We start from the raw sequence: 21,043 nt of genomic DNA on the forward strand, positions 1-21,043 counted from the left end.
GGCAAGACAATTCTCCAAGTTTGCGAACATCTCTCGTTGCACTACAATAGCGACCATGAACTCACAGACGAAGGTCGCCATCATCGGTGGCGGGGCCGCGGGGGTCATGGCCGCGATTACCTGCGCGGAGGCGAATCCGCAGGCGCAGGTGACGATCCTGGAAAAGGCCACGCAGCCGCTGGGCAAGGTGCGCATCTCCGGTGGGGGGCGCTGCAATGTCACCCACGCCTGCTTCGACCCGGCGCAACTGGTGACATTTTATCCGAGGGGCGGCAAGGCCTTGCGCGGGCCGTTCACGCGCTTTCAGCCGCGTGACACCATCGCCTGGTTTGCCGCGCGCGGGGCGCCGCTCAAGACCGAAGCGGACGGCCGCGTCTTTCCGGTGACCGATTCTTCCGCGACGATTGTGGCTTGCCTGCTGCACGCCGCGCACGCAGCCGGGGTGACGCTGCGAACCCAGGCGCAGGTGACGCGGGTGAGCCGGCCGGCGGATGGCTTTCAGATTGAGCTGGCGACCGGAGAGACGCTGGCGGCGGATGACGTGCTGCTGGCGACCGGCGCTGAACACCGGGCGTATGCCTGGGCGCAGGGCTTGGGGCACACCATTCAGCCGCCGGCGCCTTCACTGTTCACCTTCACCGTGCGCGACGCGCGGCTGGCCGGCCTGGCCGGGGTGTCGGCGCCGTTGGTGCATCTGCGCCTGGTGGACAGCGGACTCGCGCAATCTGGCCCGCTGCTCATCACGCACTGGGGGCTGAGCGGGCCGGCCGTGCTCAAGCTGTCGGCGTGGGGCGCGCGCGTGCTGCACGATCAGCACTACCAGGCGCAGTTGCGCATCAATTGGCTGCCGGCCTGGACGCGACTGGATGCCCACGATCATCTGCACGCGGTCAGAGTCGCACAGGCGCGCCGGACGCCGGGCAGCCAGGCGCTCTTCGATCTCCCGCTGCGCCTGTGGCAACGGCTGATTCTGGCGGCCGGGGTGAGCGAGGGCCAGCGCTGGGGCGATCTGACCAAGCTGCAACTACAGCGTCTGCTGGATGAGTTGACGGCCGGCGCCTACGCCATCGAGGGCAAGGGCGCGTTCAAGGAAGAATTCGTCACTTGCGGCGGCGTGACCCTGGACGAGGTCAATTTCAAGACCATGCAGAGCCGCCGCTGTCCTGGTCTCTATCTGGCCGGGGAAATCCTGGATGTGGATGGCGTGACCGGCGGCTTCAATTTTCAGAATGCGTGGACCACCGGCTGGCTGGCTGGAAACGCGCTCAGCCGTTGCGGGTAGCCCTGGACAGAGAAGAAAAACACCGAGTCGAGGATCTCACGCAAACAGGAGCAAACAGGAGCAAACATATGGAAGTCCAACTGTCCCCTCAGCCCGCTGCACGCAGCCGTGCGTTCGAACTGGGTATTTATTCTTTCGTTGAGCTGACACCTGACCCGCTCACCGGCGCCAGTGTGAATCCGGCCCAGCGCGTCCACAATCTGCTCGAAACCATTGAATTGGCGGATCAGGTCGGTCTGGACGTCTTTGGGATTGGCGAGCATCACCGGCTCGATTTTGTCTCTTCCTCGCCGGCGACGATTCTGGCTGCCGCGGCTGCGCGCACCAAGCGCATCCGCCTGACCAGCGCGGTCACGGTCCTCAGCTCTGACGACCCGGTGCGTGTCTTTCAGGACTTTGCCACGCTCGATCTGCTCTCCAACGGCCGCGCCGAGATCATGGCCGGCCGCGGTTCGTTCATTGAGTCGTTCCCGCTGTTCGGCTATGACTTGAAAGACTATGACAACCTCTTTAGCGAGAAGCTCGACCTGCTCTTGAGCCTGCGCGCCTCCGAACGCGTCACCTGGTCGGGCGTCCATCGGCCCCCATTGCGCGATCTTGGGGTCTATCCGCGGCCGGTGCAGCAGTCACTGCCGGTCTGGATTGCGGTTGGCGGCACACCGGAGTCCATTGCGCGCGCAGGCCGGCTTGGCTTGCCGGTGGCGCTCGCCATCATTGGCGGCGCGCCCGAACATTTTGTCCCGCTGGTGGAACACTATCGAGAAGCGGGCCGTCGCGCCGGCCATACCCAGCTCAGTCTTAGCATCAATTCGCATGGGTTTCTGGCCGACAACTCGCAACAGGCCGCGGACGATTACTTCCCCAGCTACGCCCTGATGATGAACAGGATCGGACGCGAGCGCGGTTGGGGCAACATCGGTCGCCAGCAATTCGAAGCGTCGCGGCGGCTGCGCGGCGCGGACTTCGTCGGCGCCCCAGAGGAAATCAGCGCGAAAATTCTCTTCCAGCACGAGCTGTTCGGTCATCAGCGGCTGCTCCTGCAGCTTGGCGTGGGGACCATCGCGCATGCAAAGGTGATGCGGGCCATCGAACTGCTCGGTACGCAGGTGGCGCCAGTGGTGCGTGAGGAGATTCAGCGCCGCACCGCGGCGCCGACCGCGATACCAGGTTAGGGCTTCGAGTGTCCTTCCACTTCTTGCGATACATCACTTGCGCTTGCGGCGCCAGATAAAGGCTGCACCCAGCACAGCCGCTGCGGCTGCCGGTAGGGCCGCCAACGGCAGGCCCAGCGGCGCAGGCATCCGATCTACACCGGCCGCCAGATCCGCCAACGTCGCAGCCGTCGGCGACTGCACGGTCACCGTGGCCACATCCGTTGCCGTCACCAGGTTGACCGGGCCGGCGTTATAGGCCGACCAGGTTCCCGTATTGACCGTGGTGACATTGATGATCGTGCTTGTGGTCATGAACGCCGATGCGGTGGGCGACAACGCGAAGGGAAAACCGTTGAGAATCGAACCCAGCTCACTGTCGTCGAGGTCGTGCAGATTGAGTTCCACGGTGCCGGTGTTCTCCACCGTGTAGCAGTAGGTCACCTCAGTGCCGGACGCCACGGTGATTTCATCAGTCAGGGCGCAGGTATTCGGGTCGGCGCCCACCGTCTTGTTCAGGGTGATGGCCGCCTCTTGCTGCCAAATCCAGGCGCAGGCCCCGGCGACTGCAAGTCGCTGCTACGGCTGCGAAGCCCACCTGCGTCGGCTGTGCATCAGGGCTGAAATGCGCGCTCCCGACCTGTAACGCTCTGCTTTGTCTCTACGGCCAAAACGTGTTATTATCTACCCCTACCTGACCCGACATCAACAACCATGAGGAGACAGTGCAACATGAGTAACGAAACCGTCCTGGATATTCGCCCGATTCACCCGGCTCAGCGCCACCCCTTGATCTTCGACCTGTTCGATGGACTGGAAGCGGGCGGAAGTTTTATCTTGGTCAATGACCACAATCCGAAGCCGCTGTACTATCAATTCCAGGCGGAGCTGACCGGTCAGTTCACCTGGGAATACCTGGAAGAAGGCCCCGCCATGTGGCGAGTACGCATCGGCCGCCGTTGAGTTGACGCCATTTACCACGCACCTGCGGCGCGACATGATGGCGCCATGAGGGTGGTGGCACTCGCAGACTGAGGACTGAACCCTAGTCGCTCCAGGAGGACGCCCAATGCAGAACCAACGCCGCTGGCTACCGATCCTGATCCTTATCCTGATCGTTCTGTGTCTTCTGCTCTATTTCCTGCTGCGTCCGCTCATCCCTATCATTCCTGGGACACCCACCCCCACGCCGACGAGCGTGCGTGACCTGCGCACGCCAACCGCCACCGCCACCCGCACACCCACCGCCACCCCCACACGTAACTACATCCTGGTGCGTCGGGATGAGACCGAATACATACCGCCGCCGCCGGCCGGTTTTCCCGCCCTCGCCTCTCACATTGATGTCATCTGGGATGACGTTCATTCCATAAATGGCGAGCTTGATTGGTCCGCAATTGAAACCCAAGTCGCTCAGATTGCGGCCCAGCACGTCACACTGGCTAACGGCACCGCGATTCCGCGTCCGGTCTGGCTGACCCTGCCTGTCTTCTGGACGCAAAGTGATATAGCAGGTGAGTGCGACTACAGCGGACCAGTGGATTATCTTCTGACCGTGGCCCCCCCGCTGGCGCCTGTCGGGCAAAAGGTGCCGGCCTTCAACCACAGCGGCTTCAAGGATCAATATCGCGACTTCGTCCTGGCCGCCGGCCGCCAGTGGAACAACGACCCGCGCATTGCTGGCGTCATCATCGCTGGCGGTTACGACAACGAGACGCAGATCGGCGCCAATTATTGTCATGTACTAGGCAACGACGATGACTTCCCGGTCACTAAGCAACAAATGACCGACTTTGTCACGAACGCTATCCAGGCTTTTCACGACGCCTTCCCTGACAAGCCAGTCTACCTCAACTTCGCGCCGGCGCCGACTGACCAAGCCCGTTGCGACTGGGTCAACCTGATGCTCTCCTACAACCCGCGCCACATCGGCGTTGGCTTCAACGGCATGAAGCCCGATGTGCCTGCCTTTTGTCGAACACCCGCCCGTCCTCACCACCACCCCTACGCCGTCGGGCATGGACTGCGGCTCGCTGGAGTTGATCAAACGCTACGCGGAAATCTTGCCGGTCAAGTTCGAGCCGGTAACGGGTTTCCCCAGCGGCAATAATTCAGAGCTGCAATGGCGCTACTGGTCCTGGCTGCTCGCGCTCAATGCACGCGTGGACTTCGTGGATGTCCAGGACCCCTGGTTCTGCAGCCCGACCGATGGCAACGACATATGCACCACCCCACCCACGCTCACCCTTAACGCCGTGCAAACGCCCAATCCCGCGACGGGCGATGCCGGCTTTCCCGTTCATTTTAGTGACTGGATCGAACGCCAACTCGGCAAGACCGCCGCCACCAATGACCAACTCTGGGTGGTCTTGCGCGAGACGGACCCGATCGTCACCCCCAATCCAACGCGCGATACCTACTGCAACGGTTTCTGCAGCGGCTGGCCCGGCGACTTCGAGCATTACATCAAGGTCATCGCGACATCGCCTGCGCCGCTTCACCTCAGCGCCTTCTGCGGGATCACCCCCACTGCTTCTAATCCTCTGCCCTGCAACACTCCCGGCTTGCCGTTCCCAGTCGCGTCCATCTACTCGCGCCACGCCAAGCAGATGCAGTCCGCGCTGCTGGGATTCGATGTGGTGGACACGGTCCACGCCGGGCGCCAACTGAGCAACGTGACGCTGCGCCTGGCGTATGTGGACAACGACCCTAGCGATTTCTATATCATCTATACGTCCGATGCGGATGGCACGCCCCAGCCGCTGACCATCAACCGTCAAGGCACCGGCGCCTGGCGCTGGTACACCTCGGCGCCGTTGACCCTCTTTGCCGGCAATCGGCTCGACAACGGAGCCGACATCCAGATCAAATACACCGGCTCAGGCGCCAAACCGATCCTGCACATGCTCTGGCTCGACCTGCGCAATGCCGGCACCCCGACCGTGACCCCCACCGCGCCGACGAACACCCCCACCGCGCCGACGCCTACGCGCACCTGACCCCACCATGGCGTACGCCGACCCTGACACCCACATCACGCCCACCGACCCGGACGCCGACCATCACGCCCACGCGCACCTGGACGCCGACTTCGACGGCTACCCCAACGCCGACGCCGACTATCACGCCGACGCGCACCTGACGCCGACTCGACGGCTACCCGGACGCCGACCCACACCACGCCGACGCCCACGACCACACGACACCCCGACCCCGACCTGACCATCACACCGACGCCGACGCACACGCCGACGCGACCGACGCCGACGCCGACAACACGCCACCGGACACCCCGACGCCACCGAACCAACCGTACGCCGACGGCTACGGACACCCCAACCGCAACCGATACGCCAACGGCTACGGACACCCCGACGCCGACCGATACCCCCACGGATACCCCGACGCCGACCGACACACCAACCGCCGACCGACACGCCGACCGCGACCGACACCCCAACCGTGACGCCGACATCCACGGACACCCCGACGGAGACGCCGACCACGGCGCCCACCGGCGTGGTCATCCTGCAGCAGGGGCGCGCCGGTTACGAAGGCAGCAACGATGCGGCCATCAAGGCCGATTCGCCGACAACCAACTTCAGCAAAGAACCGCTGCTGGCCGTGCAGGCTGGTGGCCGCTCGGCCGTGCTGCTGCGCTTTGACCTGTCCGATCTGCAGGGCTTCGCCGCTGTCTCTAAGGCCACGCTGGAGATTCATGCCCGTCAGCGCTCGGCCAGCACGCGCCTCTTCATCGCGGCCTACGAGGTGACGCAGGCCTGGGATCCGGCCACAGTGACCTGGCAGGAGGCGCGGACCGGCGTCGCCTGGAGGACGCCAGGCGGCGACAAACGCCAGGCGCCGGCAGCCACTGGCGTGCTGCTCAGCGACCACATCTGGTACCGCCTGGACATCACGCCGCTCGTGCAGCGTTGGCTCAGCGGGCAGAGGCCCAACTTCGGACTGCTGATCCGGGCCACCAGCGATGCGCCGGTGCGTTTCGATCTCGCCAGCAATGAGATCACCACGGGCGCCTTGCAGCCGCGCCTGGTGCTCAACTACCGCCCGGTGACGCCTACGCCCACACCAACGGATACGGATACGCCAACGCCGACCGACACGGTTACGCCAACGCCGACCGATACGGTTACGCCAACGCCGACGGCAACGGATACGGCCACCCCGACGCCGACCGACACGGCCACGCCTACTCCGACCGCCACGGCCACGCCAACTCCGACGCCGACCGACACGGTCACGCCACGATACAGCCACGCCAACCGCGACCGACACGGCCACGCCGACCGCGACCGACACGGCCACGCCGACGCCGACCGACACGCCTACTCCGACCGCGACCGATACAGCCACGCCAACCGCGACCGACACGGCCACGCCAACCGCGACCGATACCGCCACGCCGACCGCGACCGATACGGCCACGCCGACTGCGACCGAGACGGCCACACCGACGCCGACCGATACGGCTACGCCAACGCCGACCGCTACGGCCACGCCAACGGCGCTGACTCCGACCCCGACGCCGAGCGGGCCGGGTCAACCCACGGCCACGCCGGGCATTATCACCAGGCCAACCGGCACCCCCACTCCCGGCCTATCCCCTGCGCCGACCACCCTTGCGCCCGTGGCGACCACCACGCCCGTCGCCGGGATGCAGGCCAGGATCGAGATCGTGTGGCCGCACAACGGCGCGGCGGTCAGCCAGGCCGATCAAGCCAATGTCACGGCCTATCTGTTTGCGGATGGCAATCTGAACCCGGTGAGTTGCAGCGCCACGCCCACCGTGCGCCTGTGGATGGCGCAGAACAGTGAGCCAGCGACCTTCGTGGGCCGCGGGGACAAGCGCCTGGCCACCGATGCCGGCCGCACCTTCCCGGTGTGGGACTTCAACGATGTGGATGTCAGCGCGGCGCGCAACCCGGCCAACACGCTGCACTTTTTTGTGACCGTGGATGAGGAGAGCGCCGCGCACAACGTCTGGTCGCACGGCAGCAGCCCGCTGACCCGCCCGGCCGCGGTGCGGGCGCCGAGCGGGGCGGCGGCCGGACGGCCGTTGGCCCTCGATGCGCGCATCGTCTCGGTGCAGAGCGCCGGCAACCTGCCGGTGGCGCAGGCCACGCGGGGCATGCTGAGCGTCCATCTGTTCGTAGCCAACAGCCTGCAAGCCGTGGTGGGCGACCGCGCCTGGCAGCCTGACGTGCGCCTGCATTGGGCGGTCAACAGCGGCGTGGATCAAGCGCCGCAGGGCATCGCCGGCGCGCCGCGGCCGCTGACGGTCGGCAACGTCACCTTCACCGCCTGGGACTTCGCCGATTTCGACCTCAGCCTGGCGCGCGACCCGGCCAATCAGATTTACTTCTGGGTGGATGTGCCCGGCGTGCCCACCTTCAGCAACGTCTGGGTCTACGGCACAGACACACGCACCTATCATCCCCTGGCCGATGTGCCCGCAACCAACTGCCGCTGACACGCAAAAATCCCTGCGGGCCGTGACGATACTCACGGCCCGCAGGGACTGGGTTCAAAACGGGGGCAAACGATTCGTTTAGTTTGCGGCGCGGCCGCTTTCGGCAAACGGTGCGACGCTCTGACTTTCCAGGCGTGACCAGCCTTTGCGTGCGATGCGCCACAGATCAAGCACGATGGGAATCAGTGAAGCAGCCCACAGCGCGTAGGCTGTGCCGTGCAGGACCGTATACGAATCGGTGATGAAGATACTGGCCCAAAGAAACACGCCGCCCAGGTGAACGGTGAGCAGAGTAAACCAGTTGCCGCCTAACTTAGCCGGTTCGTTCGGCAAGAAAAAGCGCGTGAAGAGGTAGGGCAGCAGCGCGTAAGCGAACTGCAGCACCCAGCCGTAGATCAAGGCCTGCGGCGCATTCTGTTCGATGCCCGCGCCGGGGAAGCCGGGAACCTTCAGGATGATGAGCGGCGCCACCAGCACTGGCGCAATGATCCACACATAGGATGTGAGCAAGTGCCACAGGCCCGGCCCCCACGCGCTGCGCTCGCCTCTCAGCGGTTTGATCACATTGAGCAGCAGCCAGCCCGTGGCGCTGAGGTGCAGCAGAATGCCTGGCACCGTAAACCAGGTGGATTGCACCCACGGGCCGAGCACAAGGAGCAAGGCGCCCAGGGTCATCATCCAGAAGATCGGCTTGAGCGACTGCGGCCAGGCCAGACTGCGCCCCGCAAAATCGGGGTAGAGATCCACGATCAGCCCGGCGAAGACCAACGCCATGAAGCCCCAGTTGTTGGCGTGAATATGCACCTCGATTGGAACGGCGATGCGCAGCCACTCACCCCAGCCCAGCCACAGGCCGGTGCCAACGATAATTCCCAGCAGGAAATAGCTCAGTCCGGCCAGGTAGAAGATGCGCCCGCTGGGCGCCGTCCTCGCCGGTGTCACGGCCGCGCCGCGCAGTTCATGTACGTGCTGCACCAGCATGGATGTCGCCACAAAAACCAGCGTGCCGCCCACGAAGATCAGCGGGGTGTTGACCAGGGGAATCCCCACGAGCAGGGTAAGCAACCCTGCGTTGAGGATGAGCCAGATGTCCCAACGAATGCTGGGCCGCGGCCGCCCGCTGCGCGTCGCCACCAGGATGGGCAATAGTCCGAAGATGATCTCGGTCAGTGTGCCCAGGGTGATCAGGTGAACCCGCAGCCAGCGCAGGCCGTTGAACCAGGGGAGGAGATTCAGGCTTGCCAACGACGAATCCAACGCCGCCAGGACGGCCAGCATGATGTAGAGCAGGGCGAACAGAAAATAGGGATTCAACATGAGGTCTCTCCGATGCGGCTATTCGATCAAGCCGGCTGCGTGCAGCAGATCGTGCGTCTTGCTGAACATGTCAGCCTGGGCCTGCGTAATCGCGCCATCCTGCACCAGTTCGGCCAGCACCGCGGCCTGGCGTTCAGCCGGATTGCCGCTGCCCGAGTCATGCGGGGATGCAGCCATGTGATCCTCCAGCGCGGCATGCACGATGGTGAAGTTGTCTGCTTGCGCCTGTGTGATCTGGCCTTTGGCCACGGACTGCGCCAGAACCTCGGCGCGCTGCGCCGCCTCGGCCTGTGGATCGTATGCAGCGCCGCCCACTGCCTGGCCCGGCTTCACATCGCCGCGGCCCAGGGCGCGCACGTAGTTGATCACATCCCAGCGCTGCTGCTCAGTCAACGCCTCTTTCCAAACCGGCATGGCCGTGGTAAACGGGACGCCGCCCTCGCTGATGCGCCAGAACAGATAGTCATCGCCCATCATCTGACTGGTGTGGGCAACCGCCGCGGGCACAGGGTTCAGGCTGACGCCGGCCGGGCCATCGCCCATGCCGCCGTCGCCATGACAGGTGGCGCAGTTGGCCGTAAAAACGGCCGCGCCCCGCGTCAGCGATTCCGCATCAGCCTTCACCGGGCTGGATAATCCGGCATACGGCGCCGGAACCTGTGCGCGATGGCGCTCCATCATGCCGCTCGCCATGCCCATCCCCATGCCCATGCCTGCGCTGTTGCCTGGCGTCGAAGCGACCTGGGGCGCCGGCGCGCTGCACGCCGCAAGCAGCAGCAGGCTCAAGACTGATAACAGGGACAACCGAGAAAACGAGATACGATTCATGTTCAACCTCGGCGGAGGGATGGGGGAGGGCAAAGGGGGGGGCCCCCGCCCCCCCCCCGGGCGGGCCCCGGGGGCGGGGGGGGGGCGGGCGGGGGGGGCCCCGGGGGGGGGGGGGGGGGGGGGGGGGGGGGGGGGGCCCCCGCCGGGGGGGGGGGGGGGGGGGGGGGGGCGGGGGGGGGGGGGGGGGGGGGCCCCCCGGGGGGGGGGGGGGCCCCGGGGGGGGGGGGGGGAGCCGGGGGGGAGGGGGGGTGGGGGGGGGGGGCGGGGGGGGGGGGGGGGGGGGCGCGGCGGGGGGGCACCGGTGGGGGGCGCGGCCCCCCCCCCCGCCGCCGGGCCCCGCCGGGGGGGGGGGGCGGGGGGGGGGGGGGGGGGGGGGGGGGGGGGGGAAGAGAGGGTGCAGATTGGTCGGCATTCGAAGACTCCTCAATCCTGTGTGATTTCTTACGCCAGCCGCGTTGCCAGGAAGGCCAGCCGGCTGTCGGCTTCGATGCCGCGCTTCGCGCCTTCCGGGGTGAAAACCGTAGCGCCCGCCGCGACCGCGAAACGCTCATCGTCCACCTGCATCCAGCCGCTGCCGTCGAGGAAGTGATAGATGGCGGTTGCCTCTGGATGCGGGGGAATCTTCTGCCCAGGCTCCAGCCCGGCCATGATCGTCTTGAACTTGGCGCTCTCGGCCACAACCTGCGGCTGTGGGCCGGCCGGCGAGAATATCACCTTTTCCTGCCAATGGGGAACCAATACATGGGTCATGTCAACTCTCCTTGCTTCTGACTCATCGAGATGAGAGCAGGGGATGTCAGAGCATAGCATGGGAGGTCGGCCGTGTCGCCGACAAAAGTCGGTTTCTTGTGACGGGGGGGCGCCGCCGAATGAATTCGGGGCGAAGGGGCGTTCCCGCCGCCATGTCGGCCTGCGCCGACGGGCCTTGCGTCTCGCCTGCTTACGTTGCCAGCTTCTCAAGCGCGGCCCGATCGCAGATGCGAATGCTTTGCCGTTCGACGGCGATGACCCCTTCTGCTTCCAGGTTGCGCATGGCGCGCTGGATCACATCGGGCACCGTGCCCAGGCGCGAGGCGAGTTCGGCCTGGGTGAACCAGCGCGGGCGGTGCAGCGTATCCCCAATGGCCTCATCGAGCAAGAGCCGCGCCAGCCGGCCGGTGACGGGCCGCAGCGACAGGTCAGCCACGAGCGAGACCAGGTCAGCCACGCGACCCGCCATATTCTCCAGCACGCGTTCGGCGAAGTCGGGACGCTCGCTCAGCAGGCGCCGAATAGAATCGCGGCGCAGGAGCCACACCCCCGCCTCTTCGAGGGCAATGGCCGAAGCCGGGTTGGGGCGCCTGGCAAAAACCCCCGCCTCGTTGAAGGTCTCACCGGGGCCGATGAAGCGCAGGACCTGCTCCCGGCCCTCCGGTGATGTCTTGAGCACCTTCAGCCAGCCGCGCTGCAGCACATAGAGGCCCGGGGATGTCTCGCCTTCCAGGAAAACCACCTCGCCTGCCGCGTAGTCGCGCCACAGCGCGTCACGGGCCAGCGCAGCCAGGACCGAGTCGTCCAGGCCGGTCAGGAAGACGACTTTGCGGAGTTGTTCGATCAGGGAGGCAAGCGCGGCGCTAATAGCCATGCAGAATCCTTGTCTTGATAAACGAAGACCGAGTATCCCCGACGCGCGAGTAAATGGAAGGCTTCGGCTCGACGTAACATGGTGTACTCCGCCTCCTGCATCAAGCGCGTGAGTGTATCGTGTTCCGCTGCGGTCAGTGCGCGTTCTTCTTGCAGTTCCGCCAATGCTTCCAGCTCGGCTTGCTGACGTTCATCCATGATGCTGCCAGCCATGCCCCACAAAGCTGCATCACTCAACGATTGCATCCGGCTCAGTTCCCGGCGCCAGCCTGGCGGCATATCAGATTCCAAAGGCGGCATGGTCAGAGTAATGGGATGCTACGCGAACGGCGGATGCCCGGCCTGGCCTTGCATCACCCGCTGGCTGGCGGCCAGCCCGCTGCCGGCGTCGAAGCGATAGCCCACGCCGTGCAGGCCCTGTTCGATGGCGCCGACCGTGGCGAGGACATCCGCCGCGTTGACCGCGCCCATGTGACCGATGCGGAAGTAGCGCGTGCGCAGGGCCGGATGCAACCCGCCGGCCAGGATGACACCGGCCACGTTGATTTTGCCCAGCAGCGCCGCGCCGTCCACGCCTGCGGGGAAATAGGGCGCGCTGAGGGTGTGGGCAGCCACGGCCGGCCGCAGCGGCACCTGGCTCAACCCCAGCGCGGTCAGCGCCGCTTTGATCGCCTCGCTCAGGCGGGCATGGCGAGCGACGCGGGCCTCCATGCCTTCAGCGATGATCTGCGCCAGGCTGACATCCAGCGCCAGCACCAGGTTGACGGCCGGCGTGCCAAAATAGGCCGGCTTGCGCGCCTGATAGGCCTGCATGACCGGCAGCCAGTTGCTCCAGTCAGCGTAGTAGCTGGCGACGGGCCGGGTGCGGCGGCGGAAGGCTTCCAGGGCACGCGGTCGCGCCATGACCAACGCCAGGCCCGGCGGCGCGCCCAGCGCCTTCTGCGACGCGGTCAGCGCCACGTCCACATCCCAGTCGGCCATGGGCAGCGCTTCGCCGGCTACCGAGCAGACGCCATCCACCACGCTGAGCGCGCCGGCGGCGCGCGCCAGTTTCGCCAGGCCGGCCACGTCGGTCAACACCCCGGTGGAAGTGTCCACATGCGTGATGGTCATCAGTGTGAAACGATCTTGCTGCAGTGCCCGCTCCACCTCGGCCAGGCCAGGCGCATCGCCCACCGCAGGCGCGGGCACGTGCGTGACCAGCGCGCCCGAACGCTCGCAGATCGCGGCCATGCGGTCGCTAAAGTAGCCGGTGTTGATTTGCAGCACCCGGTCGCCTGGCTCCAACAGATTGGCGACCGCCGCTTCCATGGCCAGGGTGCCGGAACCGGCCATGACGAACGGCTGGCCGTCGGGCGCCTGAAAAACCGTGCGCAGATTGTCCAGCGCCCGGCCAAACACCTCGATGAAATCCGGCGCCACATGGCTGGGTGTCGGCTCCGCCAGGGCCGCCAGCACCGCCGGCTCGAATTCGATGGGGCCGGGGATCATGAGCAACTTGCGTGCTTTCTGGGTCTGCATGGTGTTCCTTGTCCCACTTTGGAGAAGATAGGCTCAGGCGTCGGGGGTCTGCTGCTTGCGCCGCAGGCGCGTGTAAACCACGGGCGCCAGGGCCAGCAGCGCGCCGCCCACCCCGATGGCCGCGTCGCGCAAGGTGAAGGCGGGGCGCGAGAGGGCCAGATAGCTGTTATCTGGCGTAAAATAGGTGCTTGCCACACGCTGCAGGTCGTGCAGGGTAACGGCTTCGATCTCGGCAAAAAAATCGGGCAGCGACTCGCCAGGGCGCAGGGTCAGCGCCGGCCCGGTAAAAACTTCGGCCAGACGATCATTGCTGTCCATGGAGAGCACATTGCGCCCGCGGATGGCGCGCTTGGCATAGTCCAGATCGGTCTGTTCCAGCGTGCCGCGCTTGACCCCAGCCAAAACCTGATCAATATATTCCAGAATGGCGTCCACCTTGTCGCCATCGGCATCGGTCTCGATGCTGAAGTAGCCGATATCGGTCATGGTATTGTTAGCCGCGCCCAGCCAGTAGACCAGGCCGCGTCGCTCGCGCATCTCCTCGCGCAGGCGGTCGCCGATGATCCAACTGAGCACCAGGATGGACGCCTGGTCCGGGTGATTGAGGCCCACGGTGCGCGCGCCGTACCACAGATAAGCCCGGTCAATCCAGTCGGGCCACTGCATGCGCACCTCCACAAAACGGGACGGGCTTGACCGTGGCCGCGGCAACGCTGGCGGCGTCGGTCCGACCTTGAAGTCGCCAAACCAGCGCGCCGCCTCAGCAAAGGCGGCCGGCGCCTGCACATCGCCCACGATGAGCAGGGTCATGTTGTTGGGAATGTAGAAGCGGTGATAGAAGGCCAACAGATCGGCGCGTGTGATGCGCTGCAGGGTGCGCTCGTAGCCGGTCACCTCACGCTCCAGCGCGGCGCCGGGAAACAACTGGCGCATGAGGCTCTTGTACAAATCGTATTCAATGTGCAGCCGGTCGGCCAGGTCTTCCAGCCAGTTGAAAAAGGCGCCCATGCGGCCGCCGCGCTCCTGGAAGATGACCCCTTTCTCCTTACGCACCTGCTCGTCGCTCAGGTTGCTGCGGAAGACGATCTCTGCCAGCCAGTCCAGCGCCAGGCCCAGGTGTTCGGCCAGCACTTCGACCTCATAGATGGTGCCTTCGTGGCCGGTGTAGCCGTTGAAGCTGCCGCCCACGCGCTCGATGACCTGGCGAATATCCTTCTCTTGCCAGCGCGGGGTGCCGTCGAAGATCAGATGCTCCAAAAAATGGGCGATGCCGTTCTGGCCTTCGGACTCGTAGCGGGCGCCTACGCGCACCACCAGCCGTAGAACCACCGAGCCACTGCCCGGGCGCTGCTTGCACCACAGCGCCAGCCCGTTGGGCAACGTGGTTTGTTCGATCTGTAATAGCGGATGAATCGGATTACTCAATGGTGTCTGGTTAGGAACGAGAATTTTTCATCTGTCTGGTTCAAGGGCCTACGGGTTGGCTACGTTCGGACACTTATTCAATTCTCGTTTCTTAGCTCCCTGATTGGATAGTATTCTGAGGGCTGATTATATCGTAAGACATGCGCTGTGTCTACATTTGATGCTTGTGATGTGATTCTTGCCCACTTGTGCTATCTATGCTAGGATGGGAACCCTAAGGGCCGGCCCGGCTTCGCAGCCAGGCCGGTTTTGTGTGCAAGGTTCATGTGAGAGGCGTATGAGCGTCATTCAATCCATCACCGCGGCCGCGCGGCGTCGCGATTTCAACCTGGGCGTGCTCAACGGTGTTCTGTTCGGCGGCGTTGACACCCTGTTCGATCCGAGTCTGGTGCTGGTGACGTTCGCCAGCTTCCTGACCGATTCGCCCATCCTGTTGGGCCTGGTCTACCCGATGAGCCAGGCGGGTTGGTTCTTGCCCCAACTGTGGGTGTCGGGCTGGTTTCAGAGCAAACCGACGGCGCTGCCCATCTATCGGGTCATGGCCGTCATCCGCACGATCTGCCTGGTCCTGCTGGCACTGACCGCTTACGCGGTCAAGGACAAAGGCTGGCAGTTGCTCCTCTTTTTCACGCTGCTGATGGCGAACCAACTGGCGGCTGGCTTCAGCGGCCTGTCTTTCATGGATGTGGTGGCAAAGGTCGTACCGCCCGGTCAGCGCGGGCTGTTCTTTGCCTGGCGTTTGTCGCTGGGCAGCCTGCTGGGCGTGGGCGCGGGCGTTTGGGTGCGCAGCCTGCTCAGCGAAACCAGCCCTATCCGTTTTCCCAACAATTTTGCGCTGATGTTTGCCGTGGCCAGCGTTCTGGCCGCGGCCGGCATGGCCGCGTTTGCGGCGCTGCGCGAGCCGATCAATCAAGCGTTGGTCCCGCGTGCCAGCTTGATCGGTCAGTTGCGGCGGGCGCGCACCGCCTTGCAGACCGACACGAACTTTCGCGGCTTCCTGGGGCTGCGCCTGGCCTTGATTGGCGGCAGCATGGCTACGCCTTTTTTCACCGTCTTTGCTGCGCAGCGTCTGCAGGTTGCGGCCGGCGCCGTGGGTATTTTCCTGTCGGCCAACATCGCGGCCAGCCTGGTGGCTTACATCGTTTGGGGTCAACTTTCGGCGCGGCGTGGTAATCGTTACGTGCTGCGCATTGGCGCCGGTCTGGGCGTGCTCGTCCTGGCCTTTGCGCTCATGGCCTGGCCGTTGAGCCGTCTCCTCGGCGCGCAGACGCTTATTGTCCTGATTTTCATCCTGGTCGGCGTGCGTGATGCGGCCGTAGGCGTCTCACTTGGCCCCCTGCTTCTCGACATGGCCCCGCCGGCCGCGCGTTCGCTCTACATCGGCTTCACCAACACCCTGGTCGGCATCACCGTCCTGCTGACCGGCATCGGCGGCTTCATCGTGGACGGCGCCGGTTTCCCCGCGCTCTTTGTCATCTCCCTGCTGGCCTACGCCGCAGCCACCTGGGCCATCTGGCGCTTTCGCGAGCAGCCGCTGCCAGGGTGATCAGCGGTATCGTGGCGGACATCGTGGTGTACGCCGCGCTGCCCATCGGCCTGGCCGCGCCACGATCGCTCGGCGTCAGCCTGGCTTTCCTGCCAGGAAACGATAGCAGAACGGGGCCTGGCGACCACGCGCCAAACGATGGCAATCTGCCCGCGCCGAACGGCCTATGAGCCTATCCGAATCATCTGCTTGGGCTGGTCTCCGACCGTGCCCGGCTCGGTCAGGAGACCGGCCGCGGCGGTTTTTCGGCGTGTGCCGTGGCCGCCTCCTGCAAGACCAGCGCCAGAAAGGCGAGGCTGGCTGCTGTGGGGCGCGCATCCTTGCGCGTCAGAGCGCACAGGTGACGGGAGATACGCAGGGTCGGGATGTCCGGCGCGCAGATCAGCCCGTACGCGATTTCCAGCGCAATGGCGCGGCGTGAGATCCACGCGATGCCCAGCCCGGCCGCCACCGCGCGTTTCACCGCTTCACACCCCGGCAACTCCAGCACCCGCTTGGGCCGTAACCCCAGACTTGCAAGGTGCCCCCCGACAAGCTGCCGCGTGCCTGAACCTGCTTCGCGCAGGATCAGGGTGGCTCCGGCGAAAATTTCCGGCGCGAGGGCGCGTTGTTGAACCAGCGCGTGGCCTGGCGGCACGATCAGGATGATCTCATCCTCCGCAAAGGGACGCACTTGCAACCCGGGCGCCGCAGCCGGCGCGCCGACGAAGCCGAGGTCGAACTCGGCATCGAGCACGCGGCGCGCAACATCCGCGCTGTTGGAGATCGCCAATGTGACCTCCACCCCCGGATAGCGCGCCTGGAAGCGGGCCAATATCTCGGGCAGCAGATAGAGCCCCGGCGTCGTGCTCGCCCCCAGCCGCAGATAGCCTCGCTGCAAGCCCGCCATCTCCGCCAGCACGCGCCGCGCCTCCTCCGTGAGCACCGCCACGCGTTCGGCGTAATCGGCCAGGATGCGGCCGGCGTCGGTCAGCTCCACGCGGCTGCCGAGCCGGTGAAAAAGCTGAACGCCCCATTCCGCCTCCAACAGCCGGATGTGCTTGGAGACGGCCGGTTGGCTGAGGTCCAGATCGTCGGCCGCGCGCGAAAAATGTTGACGCCGCGCGACGGCGCGAAAAACGGTGAGTCGGTAGTCCATAGTTATAACCTGAAGTTATCGCTCCGATAGATCATTGACTATTGCATTATCACCTCATCGGGCGTAGACTGTCAACTGTTGTTATCCGCCGTCATCGCATCGGAGTGCCTGCATGTCAACCTATCCTGGCGTCAAACTGACTTCACTTTCACATGGCGCGGGCTGAGCCTGTAAGATCGGCCCGGCCGATCTGGCGCAGGTGCTGCGTCATTTACCGCCCCCCACCGACCCCAATCTATTGAGCGGGTTCGCCCACGGCGCGGATGCCGCCGTCTACCGCTTGAGCGACGAGCTGGCGCTCGTCCAAACGGTGGACACCATCACGCCGATCGTGGACGACCCGTTTGCCTTCGGCGCGATCGCGGCCGCCAATGCGCTGTCCGACATCTACGCGGTCGGGGCCAGGCCCGTGCTGGCGCTCAACCTGGTGGGTTTTCCGGTCAAGACGTTGCCGCTGAGTATGCTCGACGAGATCCTGGCCGGCGGCGCGGCCAAACTGGCGGAGGCCGGCGTCGCCTTGGGCGGCGGTCATTCCATCGAAGACTTCGAGCCGAAGTACGGCCTCTCTGTCACCGGTATCGTGCATCCGGGGCGCATGGTCACGAATGCCGGCGCGCGGCCGGGCGACGTGCTGGTGCTCACCAAGCCGCTGGGTCTGGGCATCATCACGACCGGCATTGATCGGGGTCTCGTCACCGACGGCGCCATCGCGACCGTGATCGCGGTAATGAGCCAGCTCAACCGTGCGGCCAGCGCGGCCATGCTGGCGGTCGGGGTCCACGCCTGCACCGATATCAGCGGTTTTGGCCTGCTCGGCCACCTGCGCGAGATGGTCGAAGCCAGCGGGGTGGGCGCCAGGATCCACGCCGGGCAAGCGCCCGTCCTGCCGGAAGCCTGGGACCTGGCCCGGCAGGGCGCGATCCCGGACGGCTCGCGCAACAACGCCCGGTTCCTGGCCCGCTTCGTAGACTGGGCGCCGGGGATCTCGGCCGAGACGCAGGCCATCCTGTGCGATGCGCAAACCTCCGGCGGGCTGCTGATCGCCGCGCCGGCCGCCAAGAGCGCCGCGCTCCTGGCGCAGTTGCGCCAGGCCGGCATCACAGGATCAGTCATCGGCGAGATCACACCCGGAGCGCCGGGGCGGATCCAGGTCATACCCTGAGCGCGCGACGCGCGCCACACAGACACAAGAGGAGCGCAAACCATGACTGAGGACGGTAAACGGACCTATTTATTCATCATCAACGACGGGCCTTACGGCAACGAGCGTCCCTACAACGCGCTGCGCCTGGCGATGAACCTGGCCAAGCTGCCGGACGCCCACGTGCAGGTGTTCATGCTGGGGGACGGCGTCAACTGCGCGGTGGCCGGCCAGAAGACCCCGAACGGCTACTACAACATCGAGCGCATGCTGCAATCCATCGCCCGCCAGGGCCAGGTCGCCACCTGAGGGACCTGTTCAGAGGCCCGCGGGTTCGGGCCAGAGCGATTCTTCGAAGGTACGCAGCCGGGCAACATGCAGATGTTGGCGGCCTGGACGGCCGCCGCCGACCAGGTGTTGGTTTTCTAATTGCCGGAGGTTCGTAAACATGCAACAGCGCCGCGCGCCGATCCTCGAGCACAAAGCCTATGCTGCGCCTTCGGTCTTCCAGGTTGACAACCTGCTGCGCGAGGCCCGGCGCCAGCGCACAACGCCGGAGGGCGCCATCCCGGCCGTCTGCGTCCTCGACCCGGACGGCGACCTCGCCCAGCATCTCATCGCGACCGGGCAGGCCACGCCACATGCGCACTGGGCGTGCTACCATACCCAGCTCTATGCCTTCACCTGCGCGGGCATCGAGTGCGGCGTCGTGCCCTATGCCGTCGGCGGTTCGTTCGCCGTCCTGGTCGCCGAAGAGTTGTTTGCGTCCGGCTGCCGGTTGCTCATCAGCATCACATCAGCCGGCCAAATCATCCCGGCGGGACAGCCGCCCTATTTCGTACTGATCGAGCGGGCGCTGCGCGATGAAGGGACGAGCTATCACTACCGACCGCCCGCGGCCTACAGCGTCATCAGGCCCGCGCTGGCCGGGCGTTTGCAGGATGCCTTCACGGGCGCAGCGATCCGCGTGCTACGCGGCGCATCCTGGACTACCGATGCCCCTTTCCGCGAAACGGCCGAAGCCATCGAATTTGCCCGCGCCGAAGGCATCGCCGGGGTAGAGATGGAAGCGGCCGCGCTCTATGCCTTCGCCGAGGCCCAGGACAGAGACGTGGTGTGCTTCGCGCACATCACCAACCAGATGGCGGTCGCGGAAGGCGACTTCGAGAAGGGTCTGGATGGGGGCAGCCACGATGCGCTCCAGGTGATCGGCCTGACGGTGAGGGGGTTCATGAGCGGATCGAACCTCGGCCCGCCCGCGGGTGGCGCATGGGTCGAGAACGAAGCAATGGAAGACGACAGAAAGTGAGATGAGTGAGATGAACGGAAAAACGATCCTGATCCTGGGCGGCGGAATCGGCGGGCTGGTGGCCGCCAACGAGTTGCGGCGGCTCCTGCCGCGCGAGCATCGCATCGTGCTGGTCGAAAAGAACGCGCAGCACGCGTTCGCGCCCTCGTTCCTGTGGCTGATGACGGGCGACCGCCGGCCGGAGCAAATCACGCGCGACGTGCGCCAATTGGCGCGGCCCGGCGTCGAAGTCGTGCTGGCCGAGGCGCAAAGCATTGATCTGCCCAATCGCCGCGTGGTCACCACCGCGCAAACGCTGGCCTACGACACCCTGATCATCGCGCTGGGCGCGGAGCTGGCGCCGGAGGCCATCCCCGGCCTGGCCGCAGCGGCGCACACCTTCTACACCTTCGACGGCGCGGCCAGGCTGCGTGATGCGTTGCGGGAGTTCGGCGGCGGGACCGTGGCCGTCGTGGTCAGCGCGTTGCCCTATAAGTGCCCCGGCGCGCCGCACGAGGGGGCGATGCTCATCGCCAACACCCTGCGGCAGCGCGGGCTGCGCAACGTGGACGTTCACCTCTTCACGCCGGAAGCCCAGCCGATGCCGGTGGCCGGCCCGGCGCTCGGTGATGCGGTCAAGCAAATGCTGGAAGGGCAAGGCGTCGCCTTTCACCCGCTGCACAAACTGACGCAGGTGGCGGGGGCAACGCACGAGTTGTCGTTCGAGGGCCGGGACACCGTCAAGTACGATCTGCTGGTCGCCATCCCGCCGCATCGCGGCCCGCGCATCATGCGCGAACTGGGCCTGACCAACGAGGCAGGTTGGGCGCCGGTAGACCGCCACACGCTGGCGACGAAGCACGAGAACGTCTTCGCGTTGGGCGATGTCACGGCGGTCTCGATCCCCGGCCGCTGGAAACCCGACGTACCGATGCTGTTGCCCAAGGCCGGCGTCTTTGCCCACGCCCAAGCCGAGGTCGTCGCGCGCCGCATCGCCGCGGAGATCATGGGGACCGGCGCAGGGGGAACCTTCCCAGGGATCGGCTATTGTATGCTCGAAGCGGGCGAGAGCCTGGCCGGCTATGCGTTTGGCGACTTCTACGCCGAGCCGGCGCCGCAAGTCCAACTGCGCCGGATGGGCAAGACCTGGCACTGGGGCAAGGTGTTGTTCGAGCAGTGGTGGCTGGCGCCGTTTGGGCCGCGACGCGCGGCGTTGCAGTGGGCAATGACGCTGGGCGGCAAGGCGCTCGGCATCCCGGTTATCCTGTGAAAAGCCATGAAACTTCTGATGTTCC

General features: G+C 65.6%; 22 protein-coding genes. 13 read left to right on the plus strand and 9 right to left on the minus strand.

Features of this window, described 5'->3' with window-relative positions; genetic code table 11:
- Positions 1–55: 55 nt before the first annotated feature.
- Entirely contained in the window at positions 56–1,282 is a 1,227-nt protein-coding gene (locus tag IPF85_RS01915; protein ID WP_343406371.1) for an NAD(P)/FAD-dependent oxidoreductase, read from the plus strand.
- Between the two features lie 68 nt (positions 1,283–1,350).
- The gene (locus IPF85_RS01920; RefSeq protein WP_343406372.1) at positions 1,351–2,454 is read left to right on the plus strand and encodes an LLM class flavin-dependent oxidoreductase; all 1,104 of its coding nucleotides are present in this window, start codon (positions 1,351–1,353) and stop codon (positions 2,452–2,454) included.
- Positions 2,455–2,487: 33 nt separating this feature from the next.
- Here the strand turns inward: IPF85_RS01920 and IPF85_RS01925 are convergent, their stop codons facing one another.
- A complete protein-coding gene (locus IPF85_RS01925; protein ID WP_343406373.1) occupies positions 2,488–2,895 on the minus strand; it encodes a hypothetical protein in 408 nt (135 codons plus the stop codon).
- 270 nt (positions 2,896–3,165) lie between these two features.
- On the opposite strand from IPF85_RS01925, the gene IPF85_RS01930 reads away from it, so the two are divergent.
- The 5 genes from IPF85_RS01930 to IPF85_RS01950 all read left to right on the plus strand — a co-directional run bounded on the left by IPF85_RS01930 (position 3,166) and on the right by IPF85_RS01950 (position 7,266).
- Positions 3,166–3,396, plus strand: a complete 231-nt coding sequence (locus IPF85_RS01930) for a DUF2249 domain-containing protein (RefSeq protein ID WP_343406374.1) — start codon at positions 3,166–3,168, stop codon at positions 3,394–3,396.
- Between the two features lie 106 nt (positions 3,397–3,502).
- On the plus strand, positions 3,503–4,543 hold the full coding sequence (locus IPF85_RS01935; RefSeq protein WP_343406375.1) for a hypothetical protein: 1,041 nt from the start codon (positions 3,503–3,505) through the stop codon (positions 4,541–4,543).
- Positions 4,452–5,432: a hypothetical protein gene (locus IPF85_RS01940; RefSeq protein ID WP_343406376.1), complete on the plus strand. Its 981-nt coding sequence runs from the start codon at positions 4,452–4,454 to the stop codon at positions 5,430–5,432. Before IPF85_RS01935 ends, IPF85_RS01940 begins: the two co-directional genes overlap by 92 nt.
- Before the next feature lie 7 nt (positions 5,433–5,439).
- Positions 5,440–5,655, plus strand: a complete 216-nt coding sequence (locus tag IPF85_RS01945; RefSeq protein ID WP_343406377.1) for a hypothetical protein — start codon at positions 5,440–5,442, stop codon at positions 5,653–5,655.
- A gap of 240 nt (positions 5,656–5,895) precedes the next feature.
- On the plus strand, positions 5,896–7,266 hold the full coding sequence (locus tag IPF85_RS01950; RefSeq protein WP_343406378.1) for a DNRLRE domain-containing protein: 1,371 nt from the start codon (positions 5,896–5,898) through the stop codon (positions 7,264–7,266).
- A gap of 733 nt (positions 7,267–7,999) precedes the next feature.
- Here the strand turns inward: IPF85_RS01950 and IPF85_RS01955 are convergent.
- The 7 genes from IPF85_RS01955 to IPF85_RS01985 all read right to left on the minus strand — a co-directional run bounded on the left by IPF85_RS01955 (position 8,000) and on the right by IPF85_RS01985 (position 14,635).
- On the minus strand, positions 8,000–9,238 hold the full coding sequence (locus IPF85_RS01955) for a hypothetical protein (protein ID WP_343406379.1): 1,239 nt from the start codon (positions 9,236–9,238) through the stop codon (positions 8,000–8,002).
- Between the two features lie 18 nt (positions 9,239–9,256).
- Positions 9,257–10,066, minus strand: a complete 810-nt coding sequence (locus tag IPF85_RS01960; RefSeq protein ID WP_343406380.1) for a cytochrome c — start codon at positions 10,064–10,066, stop codon at positions 9,257–9,259.
- Positions 10,067–10,507: 441 nt separating this feature from the next.
- Complete coding sequence (locus tag IPF85_RS01965) at positions 10,508–10,816, minus strand: cupin domain-containing protein (RefSeq protein WP_343406381.1); 309 nt, start codon at positions 10,814–10,816, stop codon at positions 10,508–10,510.
- Positions 10,817–11,006: 190 nt separating this feature from the next.
- On the minus strand, positions 11,007–11,690 hold the full coding sequence (locus IPF85_RS01970; protein ID WP_343406382.1) for a Crp/Fnr family transcriptional regulator: 684 nt from the start codon (positions 11,688–11,690) through the stop codon (positions 11,007–11,009).
- Positions 11,660–11,968 (minus strand): hypothetical protein, encoded by a 309-nt coding sequence (locus tag IPF85_RS01975; RefSeq protein WP_343406383.1) that lies wholly within the window; start codon positions 11,966–11,968, stop codon positions 11,660–11,662. Before IPF85_RS01975 ends, IPF85_RS01970 begins: the two co-directional genes overlap by 31 nt.
- 39 nt (positions 11,969–12,007) lie before the next feature.
- Positions 12,008–13,210, minus strand: coding sequence for an alanine--glyoxylate aminotransferase family protein (locus IPF85_RS01980; RefSeq protein ID WP_343406384.1), 1,203 nt, complete (start codon positions 13,208–13,210; stop codon positions 12,008–12,010).
- A 33-nt stretch (positions 13,211–13,243) separates the two neighbouring features.
- Positions 13,244–14,635, minus strand: a complete 1,392-nt coding sequence (locus tag IPF85_RS01985) for a pitrilysin family protein (RefSeq protein WP_343406385.1) — start codon at positions 14,633–14,635, stop codon at positions 13,244–13,246.
- Between the two features lie 277 nt (positions 14,636–14,912).
- Between IPF85_RS01985 and IPF85_RS01990 the strand changes: the two genes are divergently transcribed.
- Positions 14,913–16,181, plus strand: coding sequence for an MFS transporter (locus tag IPF85_RS01990; protein WP_343406386.1), 1,269 nt, complete (start codon positions 14,913–14,915; stop codon positions 16,179–16,181).
- On the plus strand, positions 16,178–16,351 hold the full coding sequence (locus IPF85_RS01995; RefSeq protein ID WP_343406387.1) for a hypothetical protein: 174 nt from the start codon (positions 16,178–16,180) through the stop codon (positions 16,349–16,351). Before IPF85_RS01990 ends, IPF85_RS01995 begins: the two co-directional genes overlap by 4 nt.
- A gap of 50 nt (positions 16,352–16,401) precedes the next feature.
- On the opposite strand, the gene IPF85_RS02000 is transcribed toward IPF85_RS01995, so the two are convergent.
- A complete protein-coding gene (locus IPF85_RS02000; RefSeq protein ID WP_343406388.1) occupies positions 16,402–17,319 on the minus strand; it encodes a LysR family transcriptional regulator in 918 nt (305 codons plus the stop codon).
- A gap of 112 nt (positions 17,320–17,431) precedes the next feature.
- Between IPF85_RS02000 and selD the strand changes: the two genes are divergently transcribed.
- The 4 genes from selD to IPF85_RS02020 all read left to right on the plus strand — a co-directional run bounded on the left by selD (position 17,432) and on the right by IPF85_RS02020 (position 21,018).
- The gene (gene selD, locus IPF85_RS02005) at positions 17,432–18,481 is read left to right on the plus strand and encodes a selenide, water dikinase SelD (protein ID WP_343406389.1); all 1,050 of its coding nucleotides are present in this window, start codon (positions 17,432–17,434) and stop codon (positions 18,479–18,481) included.
- Positions 18,482–18,523: 42 nt separating this feature from the next.
- Positions 18,524–18,769, plus strand: coding sequence for a DsrE family protein (locus IPF85_RS02010; protein ID WP_343406390.1), 246 nt, complete (start codon positions 18,524–18,526; stop codon positions 18,767–18,769).
- A 139-nt stretch (positions 18,770–18,908) separates the two neighbouring features.
- Positions 18,909–19,769: a nucleoside phosphorylase gene (locus IPF85_RS02015; RefSeq protein ID WP_343406391.1), complete on the plus strand. Its 861-nt coding sequence runs from the start codon at positions 18,909–18,911 to the stop codon at positions 19,767–19,769.
- Positions 19,770–19,779: 10 nt separating this feature from the next.
- The gene (locus tag IPF85_RS02020) at positions 19,780–21,018 is read left to right on the plus strand and encodes an FAD/NAD(P)-binding oxidoreductase (protein WP_343406392.1); all 1,239 of its coding nucleotides are present in this window, start codon (positions 19,780–19,782) and stop codon (positions 21,016–21,018) included.
- Positions 21,019–21,043 lie beyond the last annotated feature (25 nt).

The organism is Candidatus Amarolinea dominans, assembly GCF_016704685.1.
Taxonomy (GTDB): Bacteria; Chloroflexota; Anaerolineae; order SSC4; family Amarolineaceae; genus Amarolinea; species Amarolinea dominans.

Excerpts from the sequence above, each read along its gene's own strand:
- IPF85_RS02020 (WP_343406392.1), top strand. The coding sequence starts at position 19,780 with ATGAACGGAAAAACGATCCTGATCCTGGGCGGCGGAATCGGCGGGCTG.
- IPF85_RS02015 (WP_343406391.1), top strand. The coding sequence starts at position 18,909 with ATGCAACAGCGCCGCGCGCCGATCCTCGAGCACAAAGCCTATGCTGCG.
- IPF85_RS01990 (WP_343406386.1), top strand. The coding sequence starts at position 14,913 with ATGAGCGTCATTCAATCCATCACCGCGGCCGCGCGGCGTCGCGATTTC.
- IPF85_RS01915 (WP_343406371.1), top strand. The coding sequence starts at position 56 with ATGAACTCACAGACGAAGGTCGCCATCATCGGTGGCGGGGCCGCGGGG.
- IPF85_RS01945 (WP_343406377.1), top strand. The coding sequence starts at position 5,440 with ATGGCGTACGCCGACCCTGACACCCACATCACGCCCACCGACCCGGAC.
- IPF85_RS01940 (WP_343406376.1), top strand. The coding sequence starts at position 4,452 with ATGGACTGCGGCTCGCTGGAGTTGATCAAACGCTACGCGGAAATCTTG.
- IPF85_RS01935 (WP_343406375.1), top strand. The coding sequence starts at position 3,503 with ATGCAGAACCAACGCCGCTGGCTACCGATCCTGATCCTTATCCTGATC.
- IPF85_RS01980 (WP_343406384.1), bottom strand. The coding sequence starts at position 13,210 with ATGCAGACCCAGAAAGCACGCAAGTTGCTCATGATCCCCGGCCCCATC.
- IPF85_RS01965 (WP_343406381.1), bottom strand. The coding sequence starts at position 10,816 with ATGACCCATGTATTGGTTCCCCATTGGCAGGAAAAGGTGATATTCTCG.
- IPF85_RS01955 (WP_343406379.1), bottom strand. The coding sequence starts at position 9,238 with ATGTTGAATCCCTATTTTCTGTTCGCCCTGCTCTACATCATGCTGGCC.
- IPF85_RS01960 (WP_343406380.1), bottom strand. The coding sequence starts at position 10,066 with ATGAATCGTATCTCGTTTTCTCGGTTGTCCCTGTTATCAGTCTTGAGC.
- IPF85_RS01920 (WP_343406372.1), top strand. The coding sequence starts at position 1,351 with ATGGAAGTCCAACTGTCCCCTCAGCCCGCTGCACGCAGCCGTGCGTTC.
- IPF85_RS01930 (WP_343406374.1), top strand. The coding sequence starts at position 3,166 with ATGAGTAACGAAACCGTCCTGGATATTCGCCCGATTCACCCGGCTCAG.
- IPF85_RS01975 (WP_343406383.1), bottom strand. The coding sequence starts at position 11,968 with ATGCCGCCAGGCTGGCGCCGGGAACTGAGCCGGATGCAATCGTTGAGT.
- IPF85_RS02000 (WP_343406388.1), bottom strand. The coding sequence starts at position 17,319 with ATGGACTACCGACTCACCGTTTTTCGCGCCGTCGCGCGGCGTCAACAT.
- IPF85_RS02010 (WP_343406390.1), top strand. The coding sequence starts at position 18,524 with ATGACTGAGGACGGTAAACGGACCTATTTATTCATCATCAACGACGGG.
- IPF85_RS01970 (WP_343406382.1), bottom strand. The coding sequence starts at position 11,690 with ATGGCTATTAGCGCCGCGCTTGCCTCCCTGATCGAACAACTCCGCAAA.